Annotated in this window: 16 protein-coding genes; 8 read left to right on the plus strand and 8 right to left on the minus strand. The window is 56.7% G+C overall.

The window, feature by feature from the left end; translation table 11 throughout:
- Positions 1-10: 10 nt before the first annotated feature.
- Entirely contained in the window at positions 11-3,718 is a 3,708-nt protein-coding gene (locus F5897_RS02830) for a multifunctional oxoglutarate decarboxylase/oxoglutarate dehydrogenase thiamine pyrophosphate-binding subunit/dihydrolipoyllysine-residue succinyltransferase subunit (RefSeq protein WP_124824441.1), read from the minus strand.
- 347 nt (positions 3,719-4,065) lie between these two features.
- On the opposite strand from F5897_RS02830, the gene F5897_RS02835 reads away from it, so the two are divergent.
- Positions 4,066-5,451 carry a hemolysin family protein gene (locus tag F5897_RS02835; RefSeq protein ID WP_124824440.1) on the plus strand — a complete coding sequence of 462 codons (1,386 nt, stop codon included), beginning with the start codon at positions 4,066-4,068 and terminating at the stop codon, positions 5,449-5,451.
- The gene (locus F5897_RS02840; RefSeq protein WP_183304392.1) at positions 5,448-6,494 is read left to right on the plus strand and encodes a hemolysin family protein; all 1,047 of its coding nucleotides are present in this window, start codon (positions 5,448-5,450) and stop codon (positions 6,492-6,494) included. Before F5897_RS02835 ends, F5897_RS02840 begins: the two co-directional genes overlap by 4 nt.
- A 77-nt stretch (positions 6,495-6,571) precedes the next feature.
- On the opposite strand, the gene F5897_RS02845 is transcribed toward F5897_RS02840, so the two are convergent.
- From F5897_RS02845 to F5897_RS02855, 3 genes are all read right to left on the minus strand, one after another.
- On the minus strand, positions 6,572-7,225 hold the full coding sequence (locus tag F5897_RS02845) for a CE1759 family FMN reductase (protein WP_124824438.1): 654 nt from the start codon (positions 7,223-7,225) through the stop codon (positions 6,572-6,574).
- A gap of 22 nt (positions 7,226-7,247) precedes the next feature.
- Entirely contained in the window at positions 7,248-7,724 is a 477-nt protein-coding gene (locus F5897_RS02850) for a MarR family winged helix-turn-helix transcriptional regulator (RefSeq protein ID WP_124824437.1), read from the minus strand.
- Between the two features lie 73 nt (positions 7,725-7,797).
- Positions 7,798-8,964 carry a CE1758 family FMN-dependent luciferase-like monooxygenase gene (locus F5897_RS02855; RefSeq protein WP_183304393.1) on the minus strand — a complete coding sequence of 389 codons (1,167 nt, stop codon included), beginning with the start codon at positions 8,962-8,964 and terminating at the stop codon, positions 7,798-7,800.
- A 166-nt stretch (positions 8,965-9,130) separates the two neighbouring features.
- Here F5897_RS02855 and F5897_RS02860 point away from each other — a divergent pair, with 166 nt between their 5' ends.
- The gene (locus tag F5897_RS02860) at positions 9,131-9,841 is read left to right on the plus strand and encodes a uracil-DNA glycosylase (protein WP_343048765.1); all 711 of its coding nucleotides are present in this window, start codon (positions 9,131-9,133) and stop codon (positions 9,839-9,841) included.
- A gap of 131 nt (positions 9,842-9,972) precedes the next feature.
- Here the strand turns inward: F5897_RS02860 and F5897_RS02865 are convergent, their stop codons facing one another.
- Complete coding sequence (locus F5897_RS02865; protein ID WP_124824434.1) at positions 9,973-11,328, minus strand: NAD-dependent succinate-semialdehyde dehydrogenase; 1,356 nt, start codon at positions 11,326-11,328, stop codon at positions 9,973-9,975.
- 207 nt (positions 11,329-11,535) lie between these two features.
- Positions 11,536-12,756: an MFS transporter gene (locus F5897_RS02870; RefSeq protein ID WP_183304395.1), complete on the minus strand. Its 1,221-nt coding sequence runs from the start codon at positions 12,754-12,756 to the stop codon at positions 11,536-11,538.
- Between the two features lie 96 nt (positions 12,757-12,852).
- Between F5897_RS02870 and F5897_RS02875 the strand changes: the two genes are divergently transcribed.
- The 5 genes from F5897_RS02875 (at position 12,853) to F5897_RS02895 (ending at position 18,368) form a co-directional block, all read left to right on the plus strand.
- Positions 12,853-14,445, plus strand: a complete 1,593-nt coding sequence (locus F5897_RS02875) for an anchored repeat ABC transporter, substrate-binding protein (protein WP_183304396.1) — start codon at positions 12,853-12,855, stop codon at positions 14,443-14,445.
- A complete protein-coding gene (locus F5897_RS02880) occupies positions 14,429-15,430 on the plus strand; it encodes a TIGR03773 family transporter-associated surface protein (RefSeq protein ID WP_183304397.1) in 1,002 nt (333 codons plus the stop codon). Before F5897_RS02875 ends, F5897_RS02880 begins: the two co-directional genes overlap by 17 nt.
- Positions 15,431-15,432: 2 nt before the next feature.
- On the plus strand, positions 15,433-16,197 hold the full coding sequence (locus F5897_RS02885; protein ID WP_343048766.1) for an anchored repeat-type ABC transporter ATP-binding subunit: 765 nt from the start codon (positions 15,433-15,435) through the stop codon (positions 16,195-16,197).
- Positions 16,190-17,104, plus strand: coding sequence for an anchored repeat-type ABC transporter permease subunit (locus F5897_RS02890; protein WP_183304398.1), 915 nt, complete (start codon positions 16,190-16,192; stop codon positions 17,102-17,104). The genes F5897_RS02885 and F5897_RS02890 overlap by 8 nt, the downstream gene beginning before the upstream one ends.
- Positions 17,105-17,219: 115 nt before the next feature.
- Complete coding sequence (locus F5897_RS02895; protein WP_183304399.1) at positions 17,220-18,368, plus strand: AI-2E family transporter; 1,149 nt, start codon at positions 17,220-17,222, stop codon at positions 18,366-18,368.
- Between the two features lie 76 nt (positions 18,369-18,444).
- Here F5897_RS02895 and sufU read toward each other — a convergent pair whose 3' ends face one another.
- Together sufU and F5897_RS02905 are read right to left on the minus strand one after the other, a co-directional pair.
- Positions 18,445-18,906, minus strand: coding sequence for a Fe-S cluster assembly sulfur transfer protein SufU (sufU, locus tag F5897_RS02900; RefSeq protein WP_124824427.1), 462 nt, complete (start codon positions 18,904-18,906; stop codon positions 18,445-18,447).
- Positions 18,906-19,725, minus strand: an 820-nt coding sequence (locus F5897_RS02905; protein WP_183304400.1) for an aminotransferase class V-fold PLP-dependent enzyme, incomplete at its 5' end; no start/stop codon positions are given. The genes sufU and F5897_RS02905, both read right to left, overlap by 1 nt.

Raw genomic sequence — 19,725 nt, forward strand, 5'->3', positions numbered from 1 at the left:
TTACGGGCTTCTAACCCAAATCTAGTGCGCGGTTAATAAGTTCGTCCTGTTCAATTGCGTGCACCTTGGCAGAGCCGGTTGCCGGTGATGCTGCAGCCGGTCGTGACACCACTCGCAGCTGCCGCAGCTGGCTAATTTCGGCTCCCAGATGGTCAGACAGGAACGGCCATGCGCCCTGGTTTTCTGGCTCATCCTGCACCCACACAACCTCGGCCTGGGAGTTCGCGAAACGCTCCAGCGCCTGCGCCAGCTCGGTGGTTGGCAGCGGGTAGAACTGCTCTAGGCGAATCACCGCGATGCGGTCTTCGCCGCGCTTTTCGAGCGCGTTCACAAGATCGTAGTAAACTTTGCCGGCGGTGATGATGATGCGTTTGGTTTTGGTTGCGTCAGCCGCAGCATCGCCGATAACTGGGCGGAACTGGCCCTTGGTGAAATCTGAAACCTCGCTCGTAGCGCCGCGTAGGCGGAGCATCGATTTCGGACTAAACACTACCAGCGGCTTGCGCGGCCGAGCGTAAGCTTGGCGCCGCAACAGGTGGAAGTAGTTGGCCGGAGTTGACGGCCGCGCCACAATCATGTTGTTTTCAGCGCACAGCTGCAGGTAACGTTCGATGCGGGCGGAGGAGTGGTCAGGCCCCTGGCCCTCATAGCCGTGTGGTAGCAGCATCACAACAGAGGAGTTCTGGCCCCACTTTTGCTCGGCGGAAGAGATGAATTCGTCCACCACGGTTTGCGCGCCGTCAGCGAAATCACCGAATTGCGCTTCCCACACAACAAGCGCATCTTCCCGCTGCAGGGAGTATCCATACTCGTAAGCGAGGGCAGCGTACTCTGATAGCAAGGAATCGTAAATCCAGAATCGCGCCTGATTCTCTGAAAGGTTCAACAGTGGCAGCCATTCCTGCCCGTTAACCCGGTCGTGGAACACCGCATGGCGCTGTGCGAATGTGCCGCGGCGGGCATCTTGCCCAGCGAAACGCACCGGAGTACCCTCCAAAAGCAGCGAGCCGAGTGCCAGAATTTCACCGAAGCCCCAGTCGATACCGCCGTTGCGACTCATCTCCTGGCGTTTCTTTAACAGCGCATCGAGCTTGGTGTGCACGGTAAACCCGGCCGGTTTGTTAGCGTGCGCGTCACCGATAATTTCTACCACGCTCTGATCGACCGCTGTTTCCACTGGCTCTTGCTCAGCAGTTGCTGCAGCTACGGTGTGCTCCAGCTGCATCGCGGTGGAGGCGGTCTGCGCTGCGTGAGTCTCCTCGAACGCCTGCTGCAGTTTTGCCTGGAAGTTAGCCTTCGCCTGCTCGTACTCTTCCTCGGTAATATCGCCGCGACCAACCAACGCCTGGGTGTATAGTTTGCGGGTTGAGCGCTTAGCTTCAATGAGGTCATACATCAGCGGCTGAGTCATTGACGGATCGTCACCCTCGTTGTGGCCGCGCCGACGGTAGCACACCAGGTCGATGATGACATCACGGTGGAACTTCTGGCGGAAGCGGTATGCCAGCTGTGCTACGTGTACAACGGACTCTGGGTCATCTCCATTAACGTGGAAAATCGGGGTTTGTACTGTCTTGCCGACATCAGTAGCGTAGGTTGAGCTGCGGGAATCCTGCGGCAGCGTGGTGAAGCCCACCTGGTTATTAACAACAATGTGGATCGTGCCGCCGGTGCGGTAGCCTCGCAACTGTGACATCTGCAGAGTTTCGTACACGATGCCTTGGCCGCTGAAGGCAGCATCTCCGTGCACCAAAACCGGCAGTGTGGTGAACGAGCCGATTGGTTTCAGGTCTTGCTTGGCGCGCACAATGCCCTCAAGCACGCCGTTTACAACCTCCAGGTGCGAGGGGTTAGCCGCCAGGTGAATTGGCACCTGGGTGCCGTTAGGCGCGGTAAATACGCCCGACGATCCCAAATGGTATTTCACGTCGCCGCTGGCACCGGCTGCAGCCTGGGATCCCTCAAATTCACGGAAGATTTGACGGTAGCTCTTACCGGCAATGTTTGATAGCACACTGAGGCGGCCACGGTGCGCCATCCCGATGTCAACTGAGTCAACGCCGTCTTCAGCGGCCTCAATCAGCATCGCATCAAGCAGCGGAATCAGGCTTTCGCCGCCCTCTAGGCTGAAACGCTTTTGCCCAACGTACTTGGTCTGCAGGAAGGTTTCAAAGGCTTCTGCCTCGTTGAGCTTTTCGAGGATGCGCATCTGCACATCATGGTGCGGCTTTTCATATTTCACCTCGAGCTGTTCGCGCAGCCACATGCGCTGCTCCGGGTCTTGAATGTGCATGTATTCCACGCCGATTTTGCGGCAGTAGGAATCGCGCAGCACACCGAGGATTTCACGCAGCTTCATGGTGTGTTTGCCGTTGATGCCACCTGTTATAAACTCCCGGTCGAGATCCCAGAAGGTCAGGTCGTGAGATTCGATTTCGAGATCTGGATGGGTGCGCTGCTGATACTCCAGCGGATCAATGTCGGCCATCAGATGCCCGCGCACACGGAAAGCGTTAATCAGCTCCAAAACTCGCGCATTTTTGTCAATCGCACCGAGGGAATCACTGTGTACATCGGTGGCCCACTGCACCGGCTTGTACGGCAGCCGCAGCGCAGCGAAAATCTCTTCATAGAAGTTGTGCTTGCCAATCAGATGCTCGTGAACAATCTTTAAGAACTCGCCGCTGCCAGCCCCTTGAATCACACGGTGATCGTAGGTGCTGGTGAGGGTGATAGTTTTTGAGACACCAATTTTCGCCAGCATCTCTGGGGAAGCGCCCTGGTACTGTGCTGGGTACTCCAGCGCGCCAGCGCCGATAATGCAGCCCTGTCCGTTCATCAGGCGAGGAATAGAGTGTACGGTACCGATACCACCTGGGTTGGTGAGTGACAGGGTCGCGCCTTGGAAGTCTGTCGCGGTCAGCTTGCCCTGGCGAGCACGCTTCACGAGATCCTCATAAGCAACCAGGTATTCGTTGAAGTCGAGGGTTTCTGCGCGTTTAATAGCGGGCACCATCAGTTGTCGGCTGCCATCAGGTTTTGGCAGGTCGATTGCGATGCCGAGGCCGATGTGCGCGGGAGCCACAACCGCTGGTTTGCCGTCTACCTCGGTGTAGGCGACGTTCTGGCTCGGGAACATTTTGAGCGCTTTAATCAGCGCCCAGCCGATGAGGTGGGTGAATGAAACTTTACCGCCGCGGGTGCGTCCGAGATGGTTATTGATAACGATGCGGTTATCAATCATGAGCTTTGCAGGAACCGTGCGTACGCTGGTTGCGGTCGGGATGCTGAGACTGGCATCCATGTTTTTCGAAATAGTGCGCGCGATGCCTTTAAGCGGGGTAACGACGTCTTCTGCTACGGCTGGTTGCTCGTTCAGCAGTGGCCGTGGCGCATCGGCCGGGATCGGGGTTTCGCGTGGTGCGATGTTGGTGGTGCGGGCAGCTACCTGACTGCCGTCTGTGCTCGTAGCCCCCTGTGGAGCTGTGCTCGGTGCAGCTGCCTCAGATGTCGCCGAGGTCTTGTTTGTGGTACGCGGCGCTGCTGTGGTGCTCTGAGCTGCTGCGGTGACAACGCCTCCGGACGCGTGCACCTGCTCCAACACTGGCCACCAGGCTGCATCAACTTGGTTTTTATCGACCAGGTACTGCTTGTAAAGTTCTTCAACTAACCAAGCGTTTGCACCAAAATTTGCGTCAGCCCCAGCTGCCTGCGTCACTGTCGTCTCACTTTCTTTGCTTCGCTGCCCATCGATGCTCGGAAGTCGCACCAATGCATGTGATAACTACTAGCCTACGCTACTTATCTGAGCTTTGTGGTGACACGGCGCAAAGCGCGATAATTTTTTGGGTGGTGGATCGCCTCGCCCGCTGATCCACCCATCGCACTGCGAGGTTCTAGCTGTAATCTATGGCAGCGGCGAGCTGCAGGCCGTAAAGCGCTGTGCCTTCGGAGTAAATCCAGCAAAAAGCACTAGAGTTAAATAGTTATGGATGCTGACGGTCGAAGTTGTTTGCCTTACGCAGGGCGTGAGGCGAAGAAGTGTGTGAAGCGAGCTGCGCTGCAATGAACGAGTGGCTGTTATTAGGAATCGGGCTGCTGCTGACCCTCGGAACCGGGGTGTTTGTGGCGGCGGAGTTTTCGCTGGTGGCGCTTGATCGGCATGAACTGGAGCGGCGCGAGGCGGCCGGGACGCGTGGACTGGGGCCTGTTATTAAAGCGCTAGAGCACACCTCCACACATCTCTCAAGCGCACAGTTGGGGATCACGCTGACCACGCTGCTCGCTGGGTATACGCTGGAGCCAGCACTGTCTGTAATGCTGGCACAGCCATTGCAGGCCCTCGGGGTGGCAAGTAGCTGGCAGCAGGTAATCACGACACCATTGGCGGTTTTGATCGCGACTGTGCTGTCTATGATTGTCGGCGAGTTGGTGCCGAAGAATTTTGCGATTTCCCTGCCTGAGCGTACCGCGAAAGTTGTGGTGCCGCTGCAGCTTGCCTTCACCACGGTTTTTAAGCCGGCTGTGGCGGTTCTGAACGGCAGCGCGAATGGGATGTTGCGACTAATCGGTATCGAGCCGAAAGAAGAACTGTCAGGGGCGCGCAGCGCGGAGGAGCTTTCAAGCCTTGTGAAACACTCTGCGGCGAGCGGGGTTTTAGAAGCGGATACCGCGACTTTGCTTGATCGTACTTTGCGGTTTGCCGAGCTCACCGCGGTTGATGTGATGACGCCACGCTTAAAAATGCAGTCGCTGCAGAAATTGGATCCGGTGGCAGTGGTTTTACATTTGGCTAGCACCACCGGGTTTAGCCGGTTTCCAGTGATCGAAGACGACCGCGATGATGTGGTTGGGGTTGCGCATGTGAAGCAGGCGGTGGCACTGCCGCGGGATAAACGCGCGGAGGTGCCGGTTGCGGCGATTGCGGCGGAGATTACCCGGGTGCCGGAAACTATGCACCTGGATGCGCTACTAGAGGAGCTGCGCGGCGCGGTTTACCAGTGCGCGATTGTGGTTGACGAATACGGCGGTACAGCCGGCTTCGTGACGCTTGAAGATTTGGTTGAGGAGATTGTGGGGGAAGTCGCTGACGAGCATGACCGTGCTCAGGCGGGTGTTGTCGGCACCGCGGAAAAACTTTTGATTCCTGGAGAGTTGCGCCCCGATGAATTACGTGAGCAGGCTGGTATTGAAGTGCCCGAGAGTGACCAGTATGACACTGTTGCGGGGTATTTGCTGGAGCTGCTGGGGCGGATCCCTAATCCCGGAGATATTGCGGAAATGCCAGACGGGGCCACGCTGCGTGTCGAGCGGATGGAGGGGCGCAGGATAGCGCGTATCAGGTATCAGGCGCCACCATCGTTGACCGGTCTCAGTGACACTGCAACCGGTGCAATTACGCTGCCGCAGCTGCGTGAGAACCGCCACGGCACGGAAGGAGCTGCCGCATGAGTGACTGGCTAGGAATCGTGTGGCTGGTTGTGTTGCTGGCCGTTAATGCATTCTTCGTGGGCGCCGAGTTCGCGGTTATTTCCGCTCGTCGCTCGCAAATTGAACCACGGGCGCTGGCCGGCTCTAAGGCTGCAAAGACTGCTCTGTGGGCGATGGAAAACGCTACTCTGATGCTCGCAACCTGTCAGCTCGGCATCACCGTCTGCTCGCTGTTGATTTTGAACGTGTCCGAGCCTGCAATTCATCATCTGTTGGAAGGCCCGCTGCATTTCACTGGGCTGAACAGTGCAACAGTGAACGTGCTGGGTTTTGTGATTACCCTGGTTTTGGTGAGCTACCTGCACGTGGTTTTCGGCGAAATGATGCCGAAGAACGCCGCTTTTTCCATTCCGGATAGAGCTGTGCTCTTGCTAGCACCGCCGCTGGTAGCTATTTCTAAGGTTATGGGGCCGATTATCGGTGCTATGAATGCTGTCGCCAACGCAGTGCTGCGACTGTTTAAAGTGGAACCGAAATCAGAGTCTAACAGCACTTTCACCCTCGAAGAGGTGGAGAACATTGTTGCAAACTCCACTAGGGAGGGAGTGCTGGAGGACAAAGCCGGTGCGCTGGCGGCGGCTTTTGAATTTACCAACAAGCGGGCGGCTGACTTAGTGGTGCCGCACAGTGAGCTAGTGACGCTTAATATTGATGCCACTGCGCTTGATGTCGAAGCTGCGGTGCAGCGACATGGCTTTAGCCGCTATGTGCTAGCTGATTCATCCGGCCAGCTTGCGGGTTATGTGCACATCAAAGACTTGCTGCGTCTCAGTGAACAGCGTGTGCAGGAGCCGTTATCGCACAAGCGCCTACACGCGATGCCAACTGTTACTGCGCAAACCGATTTGGAAGATGTGCTGGCTTTGCTGCAGCGGCAAGGGACACACTTAGCACGAGTGCACGATACCGACGGCAAACTCTTAGGTGTAGTGTTCTTGGAAGATATTATTGAAGAGCTTATCGGGGAAGTGCGGGACGCGACTATTCGACAACGTTACAAGTGAGCCGCAGTTGATGTTGATGTCAACTGCGGCTCACGGAATGCAGCTTAGCGGCACTGTGTGGTGTTTTATCTAGGAAATTAGTTTCCGCCAGTTGCTAGCTTCATGAGGTCCGAATTGAAATCAATCTCTGGAGCCGATGAGTTACTGAAGCTGTGCTGATAGGTGCCCCAGCTCTGTCCCCGCACGGCTTCGCGGAATCCTGTGGTGACGAGCGCGGTTAATTCGGTTGCCGCTCTTTCGATGCGTTTTTCCAGTCCTGGCCCCCAGTCTTCAGGCGCTGCAAAGAGTGCTGTTGGGGCGGTGATGGCCCGTAGGTACGCGAAAATTCCGCGAAGCTGCTCATCAACAACTAGGGCGTGTCGTGCGCTGCCTGCAGAGCCGGTAAGAATTACTGGGGTTCCAATTAGCATATCGTTGTCTAGCACCTGGAAGAATGAAGTGAATAAGCCGCTTGGGCCGGCTTTGTAGACAGGGGTTGCCACTATCAGCGCATCGGCTGCTTGTACAGCATCGATTACTTCTTGGAGCTCAGGCGAGATGAACTGCGCAACCATTGCATCCATGATTGCTTTGGCATGTTCTCGCAGTTCAACGCTTTTAACGGTGGTCTGAATGTTTTGAGCCGTTGCCATTTCTGCTACTTTTGCTGCTGTGCGTTCAGCTAGCAGGGAGGTGTTTGATGGCACGCTAAGGCCAGCAGACACGATAACGATTTTTTTAGTGTTTTCCATTTTCTGTTCTAAATTCTGATTATTAATTAGCGAGTTTTTTAGCTAGCGAAAGCAACTTTTCCATTTCGTTTGCAGTAAGTTCAGCGCCCAAGATGCGGGCAATGCTTTTAGCATGAGCCGCGCCAACTTTATGCTGTAATTCTGCTCCAGCAGGAGTTAAACTGATGAGCGAAGCACGTCTGTCTTTTGCGTCTTGTGTGCGGGAAATTAAACCTCGGCTCACTAAACGGTCAATCAATCTAGAAAGTGCTGGTTGGCTCAATAACACACGGTTTTGAATATCACAGATGCGCTGTGGTAGTGTGCCAGATTTAGCTAGCGTATATAGCACGTCGTATTCACGCATGCTCAGATCTGTGAATACACCATCTGCGTTAAAGTTTTTTAGCATATTCGAGTATGCCTGCATAATGGCTTCCCAGGTATTGCTCGCAAGCCTGATGTCATACCTTGTTGCGGCAGATGTTGTTTGTTCTGGTGAAGAATTTATGCTGTCCATGATTCCGTGACTCCTGGTGTTGCGGCGGCGGCACCGAGTGCCGCCGCCGCTTAGATTTTACCTTGAAGTGCTCTTATTTTGAAGAGGTATCAAGGTATGGTGAGCCACCGGTAACGTTGTCGCCGCGGTTGGCGCGAGGGCGTGGCTGTCGTGGAGGTTCATCGCCATATTTAGCTTTAATGAGCTGGGCGTGAGTTGGGGCTGTCGCCGGTACTTCAGGATCGCGCTTGGCCGCGAGCTCTTTGCGCAGAACCGGAATTACGTATTCACCCAGTAATTCAATTTGCTCTAGTACAGTTTCCAATGGTAGACCAGCATGGTCGATTAAGAACATCTGACGCTGGTAATCACCGAAGGTCTCCCGGAAGGTGAGTGTTTTGTCGATAATCTCTTGTGGGCTGCCAACGGAGAGTGGGGTCTGACTTGAGAATTGTTCAAGGGTTGGGCCGTGGCCGTATACCGGGGCGTTATCGAAGTACGGACGGAACTGTGCGTAGGCATCCTGAGATTTGTGAGCAATGAAAGTTTGTCCGCCGAGGCCGACAATTGCCTGTGAAGCTTTGCCGTGTCCGTGATATTCGTAACGCTGGCGGTAGAAATCAATCAACTGCTTAGAGTGCTCTGATGGCCAGAAAATATGATTTGCAAAGAAGCCGTCGCCGTAGTAGGCGGCTTGCTCAGCGATTTCTGGGGTGCGGATAGAGCCGTGCCACACGAAAGGCGGAACATCATCCAGTGGGCGCGGGGTGCTTGTGAATCCCTGCAGCGGGGTGCGGAAGTTGCCATTAAAGTTAACGACATCTTCGCGCCACAGTCGGTGCAGTAGGTTGTAGTTCTCCAGTGCGAGTGGCAAACTTGAGCGGATGTCTTTGCCGAACCATGGGTAGACAGGCGCAGTGTTGCCGCGGCCGAGCATCAGATCCATTCGGCCGTCTGAGACGTGCTGCAGCATCGCATATTCTTCGGCGATCCGCACTGGATCGTTGGTTGTGATTAGGGTAGTAGAAGTGCTCAGTTTGAGAGTTTTAGTTTGTGCCGCAATGTAAGCCAGTAAGGTGGTTGGGCTGGATGAGAAGAATGGTGGATTGTGGTGCTCGCCGATTGCGAACACGTCCATGCCTACCTCTTCAGTTTTTTTAGCGATTGCGATTGAAGCTTTAATGCGCTCTGCTTCGCTTGGGGTGTAGCCGGTGGTGGGGTCGCGAGTGACGTCGCTGACTCCGAAAACTCCGAATTCCATGTTTCTCCTTGGGTTATTACGCTTTACGTAAAATATGCATTTGCATATATTCTAACTCATTTAACTGCGAAAAAATGGTAGAAGCCTGAGAGTTTTCTAATTTTTCTGTTGCTGCGATAGCAGCCCTGCGGTATTGCTGGGCACCAACTATTTTAAAATATTAGGTGTGACGTGGGAAGATGAACTATTGCAAGCTGGCGTGCATCCGAGCTGGTTGCCAGCTTTCACGAACTGTGCTGCAGAGCTGGAACAGGTGCTTGCGGCGGTGGCACGTGAGCGGACGCAGGCGCTGGTGTTGCCTCCCCCTGGACAGGTGTTTCGTGCCCTGAGAGTGGACCCTGCGCTGGTTCGAGTAATATTGCTGGGGCAGGACCCCTATCCCACTCCTGGCCATCCCACAGGCTTGGCTTTTAGTGTGGATCGCGCCATCACGAAACTACCCGGCTCGCTGCAAAATATTTACAAGGAGCTTGCCGCCGATGTGGGCGTTGCTCCTGCGGCGAGCGGGGATCTTAGCGCCTGGGCAGATCAGGGAGTGTTGCTGCTGAACACCGCGCTCACGGTGCGCGCGGGTGCAGGGCAGGCAGGATCGCACGCGGAACTCGGGTGGCAGCCGGTGGTGTGTGCGGTGCTGCAGTATCTTGCGGCACAGCACGCGGCGGGGCAGCCGCTGGTGGCGGTGCTGTGGGGAAATCACGCGAAACAGTTTGCGGCGGAGCTGCCCGGGGTGCCGCTGGTGTGCGGGGTGCATCCGTCACCGCTGTCAGCATACCGGGGGTTCTTTGGATCGCGGCCGTTTAGCCGGGTGAACACGCTGCTCGCTGCGCAGGGCGCTGCCCCGGTGAATTGGGAGTTAGCGCCGGAGACGCTGTTTTAGCAGGCTGTATATTCGCAGCTGCATGCCCGCGGCTGTGTTTTGCGACTGTGGTCGGGTTGCAGTGAGAAACCGAGCAGGGTGTGGCCCCGAAGGAACCACACCCTGCTCGGTTTGCTTAGCAGCTAAGTAGCTTACGCTGCGTAGCGGAAGAGCTTCTTGTTAGCGAACTCGTCGATGCCGTACTTGCCGATCTCGCGCCCGTAACCTGACTTCTTTACGCCACCGAATGGTACGTCAACACCCTCAAGGCCAGAAGCGTTGATGAATACCATGCCGACATCGAGCTGGTCGCCAACTCGCTCTGCGCGCTCTAGATCATCACACATAACAACTGAGCCCAAGCCGTAAGGTGAGCTGTTTGCCAGCTCAATAGCTTCTTCGTCGCTTGATACTTTGTAAAGCTGCGCTACTGGGCCAAACAGCTCTTGGCGATAAACATCCATTTCTGGGGTGACACCTGCGATGACGCTTGGAGTATACCAGTTGCCGTTTGGCTCGTTGTCACCGGTCAGCAGCTCAGCACCCTGCTCCAGCGCGGTGCCAACTTGTGAGGTCAGCATTTCGGTTGCTTTCGCGCTTGACAACGGGCCGTAGTCACCGTTTTCTGCATTCTGCGCGGCGATTGCTGCAACGAACTTCTCTTTGAACTCGTCGAAGTATTTATCCATCACAACAATACGCTTTGAACCGTTGCATGCCTGGCCGGTGTTTTCCATGCGGCCACCAACTGCATATTCTACAGCCGCGTCAAGGTTAGCAACATCGAGCACCAGGAATACATCTGAGCCGCCGAGCTCGAGTACGCACTTCTTGAGGGCGCGGCCGGCCTGCTCAGCAACGATTGCACCAGCGCGCTCTGACCCGGTGAGGCTCACAGCTGCAATGCGATCGTCAGCAATCATGGTAGAAATTTGATCGTGGCTAGCGAAGACGTTTACGTAAGCGCCCTCTGGGAAGCCAGCTTCTTTGAACAGACCGTCCAGTGCAAGTGCAGTCTCAGGGCAAATTTCAGCGTGCTTCAACACTACGGTGTTGCCAACTGCGAGCACTGGGGCTGCGAAGCGTGCTACCTGGTAGAACGGGTAGTTCCAAGGCATGATGCCGAGGATTACACCCAAGCCCTGACGCTTAACCACTGTCTTGAGGCCGTCTTCAACCTGCAGCACATCGTCTTTCAGCCACTCTTCGGCGTTCTGCGCAAAAGAAGCGATGATGCCAGCTGAGAACTCAACCTCGAGCTTGCACTGTTCCAGCGGCTTGCCCATTTCGCGGTGGAAAATAGCTGCCAGCTCGTCAATGCGCTCCATGTGCAGGTCGGCGAGCTTCTGCAGCATAGCTGCGCGCTCAGCTACGGTAGTCTTGCGTGCCCACTCTTTGTAAGCTTTTGTTGCGCTGGCCAGAGCCTCTTCAATCTGCGCATCGGTTGCGCTATCGTAAGCTGCTACCTCTTCGCCAGTTGCTGGGTTAGTTACGGCGTATTTGCCCATTCAGATCACTCCTTCAGTGAACGTCGGTGTTTACTGGACGCTTCTAGTTTTGCACATTTCTGGGAGTGGGCACAATCAAACATTCCAAAATACCGAATTTCTGACTGTCTTCCCAGGTTTCAGGGTATTTTCTAGCAGGAAAGCAGCGATGCTTGTGCTGCTGTTGCATAGCTGCACCGGTTGGCTTTCCGTATATCTAGTGGCTCGTTATCCGATGCCTACCTGCGGCGTTACCGGAATTTTTTCTGTGTCGGGTATCGGGCTGGCATCTTTGCCGCGTAAATCTGGCACAATATTGCGCCAAATGAGGGCAGTGAGAATCGCGCAGCCCATTGCTACGCCGGCCACTACGAAAGCGCCACGGGCACCGATGGCATCGATGCTGATGCCCGCCAGTGCACTGCCGATTGCAGCGCCGATGAGTTGCCCGGTGTTAGACCAGCCGAATGCCTCAGCGGTTTCGGAAAACTTGACGGTGGAGCTGATGAGTGAGGAGAGCCCCGCAAAAGTTGGTGCGGCGCCCAGCCCGCCAATAAAAGCAATGGCAGTGAGCCACCAGGTTTCGAGGCTGATTAGGCACAGTAGGAAGCCAACAAAAACTACCAACATGCGGGTTGGGAGTGCCCAACGATTCAGGGCGCGGTGCCCGACGAGCATACCGCCAACGAAAGATCCAAAGGCATTGATGCCGAGGATAAAGCCACCATCAAAACTCTCGTGTCCGAAAATTGAGACAACGCCAGCCTCGAAAGCAGCGAAAGCGATGAGGTATAGGAAACCGAGCGCTACTGCCAGACCGACGGATCTGCGGGTGAAGACCGCGCCGATTTTACGGCGTGCAGGAGGGAGTTTTACCTGCCCGAGTTCAGGGCTGCTGATGAACCAGATGCCGCCGAGTACCATGAGGGCAGCGGCCACTGTGAGCGCGATGCTGGGGGAGAAGGATATCGCTACGAAAACCGCGATAACTGGGCCGATGGCCCAGATAATCTCCTGCACTGAGGCGTCAAGAGAGTATAGTCCGTTAAGCAATTTACCGGGCACCAGCTTGGGGAAGATGGTGCGTACTGCGGGAGCGATAGGCGGAATTGTGAAGCCCAAGAGCACAGCGACGACTGTGTAGCCCAGCAGATTAAAAGGTGCGTATGCGACTAGCAGCAGACAGATGACGCAGATGATTGTGGTTATTGTGAGTACCGGGCGCATGCCCCATTTACCCATCCAACGGGTTGTCACCGGGCCGGCAGCGGCCTGGCCGATGCACAGTGTGGCGAGCATGATGCCGCCGGAAGTGTAGTTGTGGAAGATGTGCTCCATGTGTAACAGCAGCACAAGAGATAGCATGCCCGCGGGGAAGCGCGCCAAAAGTTGTGCCCCGAGCAGTCGAAAGACACCTTTTGAATTGCTAAGTTCGCGATAAATCCCCACGGAACAATGTTAAAGGAAAAACTCGGTCGCCAATTTGCAAATGAGGAGCGTTATCAATAGTCTATTACTGATAAAAGTTTTCATTAAGGAGTTCGAGTGCGCAAACTGCGGCAAATCGGCATCACGGTACTGCTGGCAGTTAGCTGCGTCTCCTGCGCCGCCTCGCCAAGCACGGCACCGGCAAGGACACTGCAGCCGGGTACAACACCTGTTGCCACCGTGGCAGCAAAACCGCAGATAGCCGCCAGCACCCAGGTTCTGGCAGACATCGTAGAGCACATCGTGGCAGACACTGCAACAGTGCATGCAACCGTGCCACGCGGCGCCGATCCACAGCATTATGCGCCGCTGCCACAAGACCTCAAACACATTGCAACCGCAGATGTCGCTTTCTATAACTATCAACAGTATGAAGATCCGCGCCTGGTCGCCGCATATACAGCGCACGGTAACAACGCTGTGGAATTGGCGAGCGAAGCCGTGAAACACAACGCCAAACTGATTCCGTTGATTACCGACAACTCACTCAACACGGTGTGGCTCGGTTTGCAAGCAAGTGGCAGCTCCGATCCACAAGCAAGTACAAAATTTGTGGCGACAAAAATCAGCGGTCCAGGGAAACTTGCAGCGTACATCGTTAGCAGCTTCGGGCAGCCAAAAGTACTGTGGGCCGCCAGCGAAGCCGTCGCCGAAGACTTCGGAACCGCAGAGTTACCTGCCAACGCGCATACCCACCTGAGCTGGGCATTCACCGCTCCTGGTATTTACCGGATGCAGCTGGTTGCCCAGAGCAGTGAAGAGGGCGCGGCCGCCGCCACGGCCGAGGTGGTATTTGCGGTGGGAGTGGATCCAGTCACCGACCCGACACTCCGCGACCGGACAGTAATCGACTCCGGGCACGCAGACATTGCTTACGACGCAAGCAGTGGCAGCCTGCAACTGGTTGGCGAAATTTCACACGAGGCCGGCGTGCACGGCAGCTCGCACGCTCACAGCCACGATTTGCAACTCAGTCTGCGCGAAGTTGTAATTGGTGTTCCCAGCCGTGCACTGCAAGCGATTCCTGCCGGGAACTATGGTTTCCTCGGCGACACAGGAGAGCTGATTTATCAGCTGCCGCAGGCGGTGCTCGGCCGCAGCCTGCACGGTGAAATAGATCCGCACCTGCTGGCTGATCCGCACAATGCTAACAGTTATGTGGACGCCATAACCGAGCATTTAACCAGAATGATGCCGCAGCACAGCGTCACCCTGCGTAGTAACGCCGCCGCCTATAAACAGCAGCTCAGTGCAATTGCAGCCCGGCAAACAGCTCAGCATCGTGACAGCCGCGGCACCAAACAGCTAATCACCGCAACCAACAACCAAAGCTATTTTGCCTCCGCATACGACTATGAAATCGCGGCAACGGTACGGCGCAATCCAGCAGTAGAAGCCACACTAGCCGATCGAAAAAAACTGCTGCAGGCAATTAAAACTGGCAATATTCCGGCAGTTTTTGTGGATCCGCAACCGACCGCAGACAGTGACCTGCTGCGCGCCGTTGCGACAACCGCCGGGGTGCCCACCTGCGTGCTTTACGACCAAGTGCTAGACGACGTTGTAACCAGCTACATCGAACTCCTAGAACACAACTCTGAAACCGTCACAACCTGTCTGCAGAAGGAAAACTATGACCAACAACAATAAAGAACGACTAGGCGCGCGAGTGATGGCACTGCTAGTTGCAGTCGGCGGCGTGTTTGCCGCGGTGGCTCCAGCGCATGCGACCTTCAAAGCGGAAGAGGTTGAGTACGGCAGCGGCGAAACCGTAATTAGCGCCGGACACATCGATTTTGGGCCGGTGCTGCGAGACGGGAAAATGCAGGTGATGGTGCGCGATGACAGTCAGCATCCAGCCGTGTGGCGTGATCCACAAGAAGTTGTGTTGGCGGTCACAGACACCGCTAAAGTAGCTGCACCAGATGACCCAGACTACGGGTTTTTGGGTGTCAACCCTGGCAGTGAGCTGTGGGTGCTGCCGCAAACCCAGCAGCAAGACATTGTGTGGCCAGGTTGGAATACTCAGCACCCGGAGCTGCTTGCCACGGTGACCGGCGGTACAACGATGCGACTGCAGGGTGTGACGGGCCCCGGCAATATGCTGGTGTATGTGCAAGAGGGTAACTTCGGCAAGCCGAAAGAGCTTTTTAACAGCGCGGCTGCACCGCAGGAAATCTGGGTTGATTACAACACTCATGCACACGCCAACTGGGTTTTCACCGCTCCTGGAGTATATGGTGTGCAGTTTGAGTTTGTAGCCGCACAACCGGATGGTAGTGAAATCAGCGCCAGCGCGGTGCTGCAATTTGCGGTGGGCAGCGCCACCGCACCGCAGAGCGCCTTCGGTGCTGCTGGCGTAACCGGCACCACCGCAGCGGCCGCCGGAGATGTAGCCGACTCCGCCGGTAAGACAACCATGGAAGCACCAGCCGCAGCGGAACTCCCGCCGCAGCTGCCGGTGGCGCTGCTGGCAGTGTGTGGGGTGCTGGCCATGGCCTTGGCCGTGGGTTTGGTGGTGCTGCTGGGAACAAAACGGCGGCAGCGGCAGGCGGTGCTAGAGGCCACAGTGCAGCAGGCTGCGGCAGCTGAATCAGCCAGCGCCGCAGCGGGACGGGAAACCGGAGCCAACTAGCCGTGCTTAAAGTCTCGAATCTCAGCGTTAACCTGAGCGGGCGAGAGGTGCTCAGCGATGTCAGCTTCACCGTTGCCAAAGGCGAACTGGCGGCGCTGATTGGCCCTAACGGAGCCGGTAAAACCACGCTGCTGCGGGCTATTCTCGGGGTGCAAAAAATCACCGCGGGAAGCATTCAGTGCGCTACCAAAAACCTTGGTTATGTGCCGCAGCGGCACGACTTCGCGTGGGATTTTCCAATCACAGTGTTTGACGTGGTGCTGACCGCTTTCACAACCGGTAAAACCATGTTTCGTAGCGTCTCTGCCGCGCAGCTGGCGGCGGCCCAAACCGCACTGCTGCGCACTGGTATGGGGCAGTTCGCGAAGCGCCCCGTGGGTGAACTATCCGGCGGGCAGCGGCAGCGCGTGTTGATTGCCCGTGCCCTCGCCGCGCAGCCGCAATTACTGCTGCTGGATGAGCCTTTTACGGGGTTGGATCTGCCCACCGCCGCCGCGCTGCAACAACTGCTGCAGCAGCTCACCGCGGAGGGCCATACCGTGTTGATGGTGACCCACGATCTCATCGAGGCACAGGCGCACTGTGACCGGCTGATTCTGTTGAGTGGCACTGTGCAGGGCAGCGGCACCCCGCAGCAGCTGCGTAGCAGCACCGCGTGGCAGCGTACCTTTGAAGTCGGCGCCACGCATCCGCTGCTGACTGCGCTGGGGGTGCGCCCTGCCAGCGATCCACAATCAACCATTGCAGCGGAGGAGCAGCATGCCTAACCCGATTGATTTTATCGCCGACCTCACCGACCCGGAGCTGCGGTTTTTGGGTTACGCCCTGCTTTTGGCACTGCTGAGCGCAGTGGTGTGCGGCGTGCTAGGAACTTTCGTGGTGCTACGCGGGATGGCGTTTATCGGTGACGCTACCGCTCACGCCGTGTTTCCGGGGCTGGCGCTAGCGTTTGTGTTGCAGGGATCGCTGCTTCTAAGCGGTGCTGCTAGCGGGGTCGCTGCAGCCGCAATTATCGCGCTATTAACGGTACGCAACCGAGTAAAACCGGACACCCTCATTGGTATTCTGCTAGTTACCGCCTTCGCCTCCGGCATTATGATTATTACCTTCGCTCCCGGCTATGCGGGAGCACTGCAACAGGTGCTGTTCGGATCCTTTGGTTCGAGCACTGCGGCGGATGTGCTGGTCACCGCCGTCGTCACACTGTTGCTGCTCACGGTGGTGCTGGTGTTCAAACGTGGTTTTGTGCTGGTGGCGCTCGATAAGGAACTGGCGCGCACCGCCGGGCTGCGGGTGCTACTGCTCGATGTAGTGCTCTACATCGCGGTCGCTGTCGCAGTTGTGGTAGCGGTTAAGAGCATGGGGAATATTTTGGTTTTGGCGCTGCTCCTGACCCCCGCAGCAACCGCCCGGTTGATCACAGAAAGATTGGAGACGATGATGTTGGTAGCCCCGGCCATGGGCGTGTTGGCGGCGGTCGTGGGGATGTACCTGTCATGGGGGTTTAACCTTCCCTCCGGCGCCGCAATCGTGCTGGTGGCAACCCTGATTTTTGGGCTGTGCTGGCTGTTCGCGCCACGCCACGGCCTGCTCGCCGGAATCCGCCGCCGTCGGGATATCGTCGCAGCGCCCACCAAAACCGGAACGCTGCGCAGCGCAGCGGCGCCACGCTAGCGGGCAGCTGTGGCATGCCTAGCCAGGCCGCCCAGGTGCGTTATTTAAAGACATTCCGGTAAGCTTATAGCTCCACGCATCCTCGCGATGCACCGTCACAGATTTGGAAGAGAAAATGTTTGGTTGCAAAACTCACAAACAAGCTCCTGAAACGCCAGTAGCGACCCCAAAAACCCTGTGGTCAGACACCATCGGTAAGCTCGCGACCCGCTCCCTGCAAACCATGATTGTGATTGGCATCGGTGCGCTCGCCATTTGGGGCTTGGCGCAGGTCAGCACTGTGGCGATTCCGCTGCTGCTCGCGGTAATTTTGGCAGCAACCTTTAATCCTCTGATGCAACTGCTGCGCAGCAAAGGGGTCCCGGCACTGGGAGCAACCGCGATTGTGTTGCTTGGCACAGTGGCGGTGCTCGGCGGTGTCGGCTGGATGATTGTGAACGCGGTAATTAACCAGTGGGACAAGCTAGCAGAGAGTGCGGCTAGCGGTTTCAACCAGATTATTGAATTTGTGCAGGGTCTGCCGTTTGCGGATTCAATCGACAGCGTCCAGCTCGAACAGTGGCAACAGCAAGCTATGGAGTTTGTGACCAGCTCGAAATTCGGCTCCAACGCGGTTGCGGTTGGCGGCGCGGTTGGCGGCGCAGTCGGTAACTTCTTCGCCGGTTTCGTGCTGCTGGTGGTGATCCTGTTCTTCTTCCTGAAAGACGGCAAAGAGATTTGGGAATTCTTGTGCCGCCCGTTCCACGGCGAGCACTATGACCGCGCAATGCGCGTTGGCAAGGCAACTGTTGAAACCTTCGGCTCTTACATTCGCGGTACGGCAATTGTAGCCGCCGTTGACGCCGTTGGCATCGGCATCGGGTTGTTTATCCTGCAGGTGCCGTTGGCGCTGCCGCTCGCGGTGCTGGTGTTTGTGCTGTCGTTCGTGCCGCTGGTCGGTGCCACAATTGCCGGAATCCTCGCTGCTCTGGTGGCGCTGGTGTCTAACGGTATGTGGAGCGCGATTATCGTAATCGCCATCGTGGTGGTCGTGAACCAGTTGGAGGGTAACTTCCTGCAGCCTGTTGTGATGGGCCGTGCCCTGAAGCTACATCCACTGGTGATTCTGCTTGCACTCACAGTCGGTACCGTACTTGCCAAGATCCTCGGCGCGGTTTTGGCGGTGCCGATCGTGGCTGCAGTGTGGGCAGCTATCAAAGTTTGGGACGGCCCAAATAAGCCGGCTGCCTGGGCTCGCGAAAAACATCCGGGACTGCAAGAGTAAAATTTGGTGGGTGGATCCACCCACCACGCAAAACTAAAAGCGGCGAGGCACCCAGGTGGTGTCTCGCCGCTCGTGGTTACTGCGGGTTGTCGCTAAGCTGTTTGATGTCAGCCTCAAGCGCGACCCAGCTCAGCATGGCGCATTTGATACGCATCACAAACTTGCTGACGCCCTGGAAAGCCACAGCATCGCCGAGCAGCTCCTCATCAGCAGTGCCCGCGCCGCGGCTATGCAGCATCTGCCTAAAAGCGGCGATTTTAGCGTTTGCTTCCTGCAGGGTTGGCTGCTCCTCGTTAATCAGCAGCGCCAGCGCAGAGGCCGCAGCCATCGAGATCGAACAGCCATCGCCGCGCCACTTCAGCTCCACGATTTTATCGCCCTCGACCGCAATATCAAGGGTGATTTCGTCACCGCAGCTGGGGTTCAGCTCGTGATGCGAAGCGGTGCGAGCGGAGCTCGTGGCCAGCTCACCCTTGCCGTGCGGCCGTTTTGCGTGATCCAGAATAAGCTCCTGGTAAAGACTGTCAAGACCCTGCATTATTGCACTCCAAAATATTTCTGTACGTCGCGAATACCCGCAATGAGCATATCAATTTCTACCGTGGTGGTGGCAGCGCTGATGCTCGCGCGCACGCTGGAATTAATCCCCAGTGCGCGATGTAGTGGCTGCGCACAGTGGTGGCCCACCCGTACCACAACATCGTTGGTGTCTAACACCTGGCTGGCATCGTGCGGATGCACCCCTGTCAGGGTAAAAGCCACCAGTCCGGCACGTGAGGTTGCTGGCCCGAGCAAGTTAACCCCGGGCAGCTCTGCGAGCCGCTGATAGAGATAGTCGGAGAGCTGCTGCTCCCGCTGAGCTAGCAGCGGCATCCCAATCGCCGAGATAAAGTCAACCGCGGCGCCGAGGCCAATGACCTGGCTCACCGGCTGGGTGCCTGGCTCGAAACGATGCGGCGGCGGCAAAAACTCGGCGGCTTCAGCCGTGACCTTAGTGATAGCGCTGCCACCGGTTTTCGCTGGAGGCAGTAGCTGCAGCAGCTCGGTTTTGCCAAGCAAGCCGCCTATGCCGTTTGGGGCATACATTTTATGGCCCGAGAAAACCGCGAAGTCTACGCCCAAAGCAGCAACGTCAAAGGGCAGATGCGGCACTGACTGGCAGGCATCCAAAACTGTTACGGCGTTGCCGCCTGTCAGCTGCGCCACCAGCTGCACCACATCCTGCACCGGGCTCAGCCACCCGGTGACATTCGACAGATGGGTGAAAGCCACAACCCGGGTGCGCGGTGACAGTCGCTGCCGTAGCGCGTCGAGCTCCCAAATACCAGCTGCGGTGACCGGCACCACCACGAGCTTC

The organism is Canibacter oris (assembly GCF_014197205.1).
GTDB classification, from domain to species: Bacteria; Actinomycetota; Actinomycetes; order Actinomycetales; family Microbacteriaceae; genus Canibacter; species Canibacter oris.

What these genes read in the sequence shown, in the direction of transcription:
- sufU (WP_124824427.1), bottom strand. Translation starts at nt 18,906, where the DNA reads ATGCAGGGTCTTGACAGTCTTTACCAGGAGCTTATTCTGGATCACGCA.
- F5897_RS02840 (WP_183304392.1), top strand. Translation starts at nt 5,448, where the DNA reads ATGAGTGACTGGCTAGGAATCGTGTGGCTGGTTGTGTTGCTGGCCGTT.
- F5897_RS02855 (WP_183304393.1), bottom strand. Translation starts at nt 8,964, where the DNA reads ATGGAATTCGGAGTTTTCGGAGTCAGCGACGTCACTCGCGACCCCACC.
- F5897_RS02835 (WP_124824440.1), top strand. Translation starts at nt 4,066, where the DNA reads ATGAACGAGTGGCTGTTATTAGGAATCGGGCTGCTGCTGACCCTCGGA.
- F5897_RS02895 (WP_183304399.1), top strand. Translation starts at nt 17,220, where the DNA reads ATGTTTGGTTGCAAAACTCACAAACAAGCTCCTGAAACGCCAGTAGCG.
- F5897_RS02850 (WP_124824437.1), bottom strand. Translation starts at nt 7,724, where the DNA reads ATGGACAGCATAAATTCTTCACCAGAACAAACAACATCTGCCGCAACA.
- F5897_RS02845 (WP_124824438.1), bottom strand. Translation starts at nt 7,225, where the DNA reads ATGGAAAACACTAAAAAAATCGTTATCGTGTCTGCTGGCCTTAGCGTG.
- F5897_RS02865 (WP_124824434.1), bottom strand. Translation starts at nt 11,328, where the DNA reads ATGGGCAAATACGCCGTAACTAACCCAGCAACTGGCGAAGAGGTAGCA.
- F5897_RS02880 (WP_183304397.1), top strand. Translation starts at nt 14,429, where the DNA reads ATGACCAACAACAATAAAGAACGACTAGGCGCGCGAGTGATGGCACTG.
- F5897_RS02890 (WP_183304398.1), top strand. Translation starts at nt 16,190, where the DNA reads ATGCCTAACCCGATTGATTTTATCGCCGACCTCACCGACCCGGAGCTG.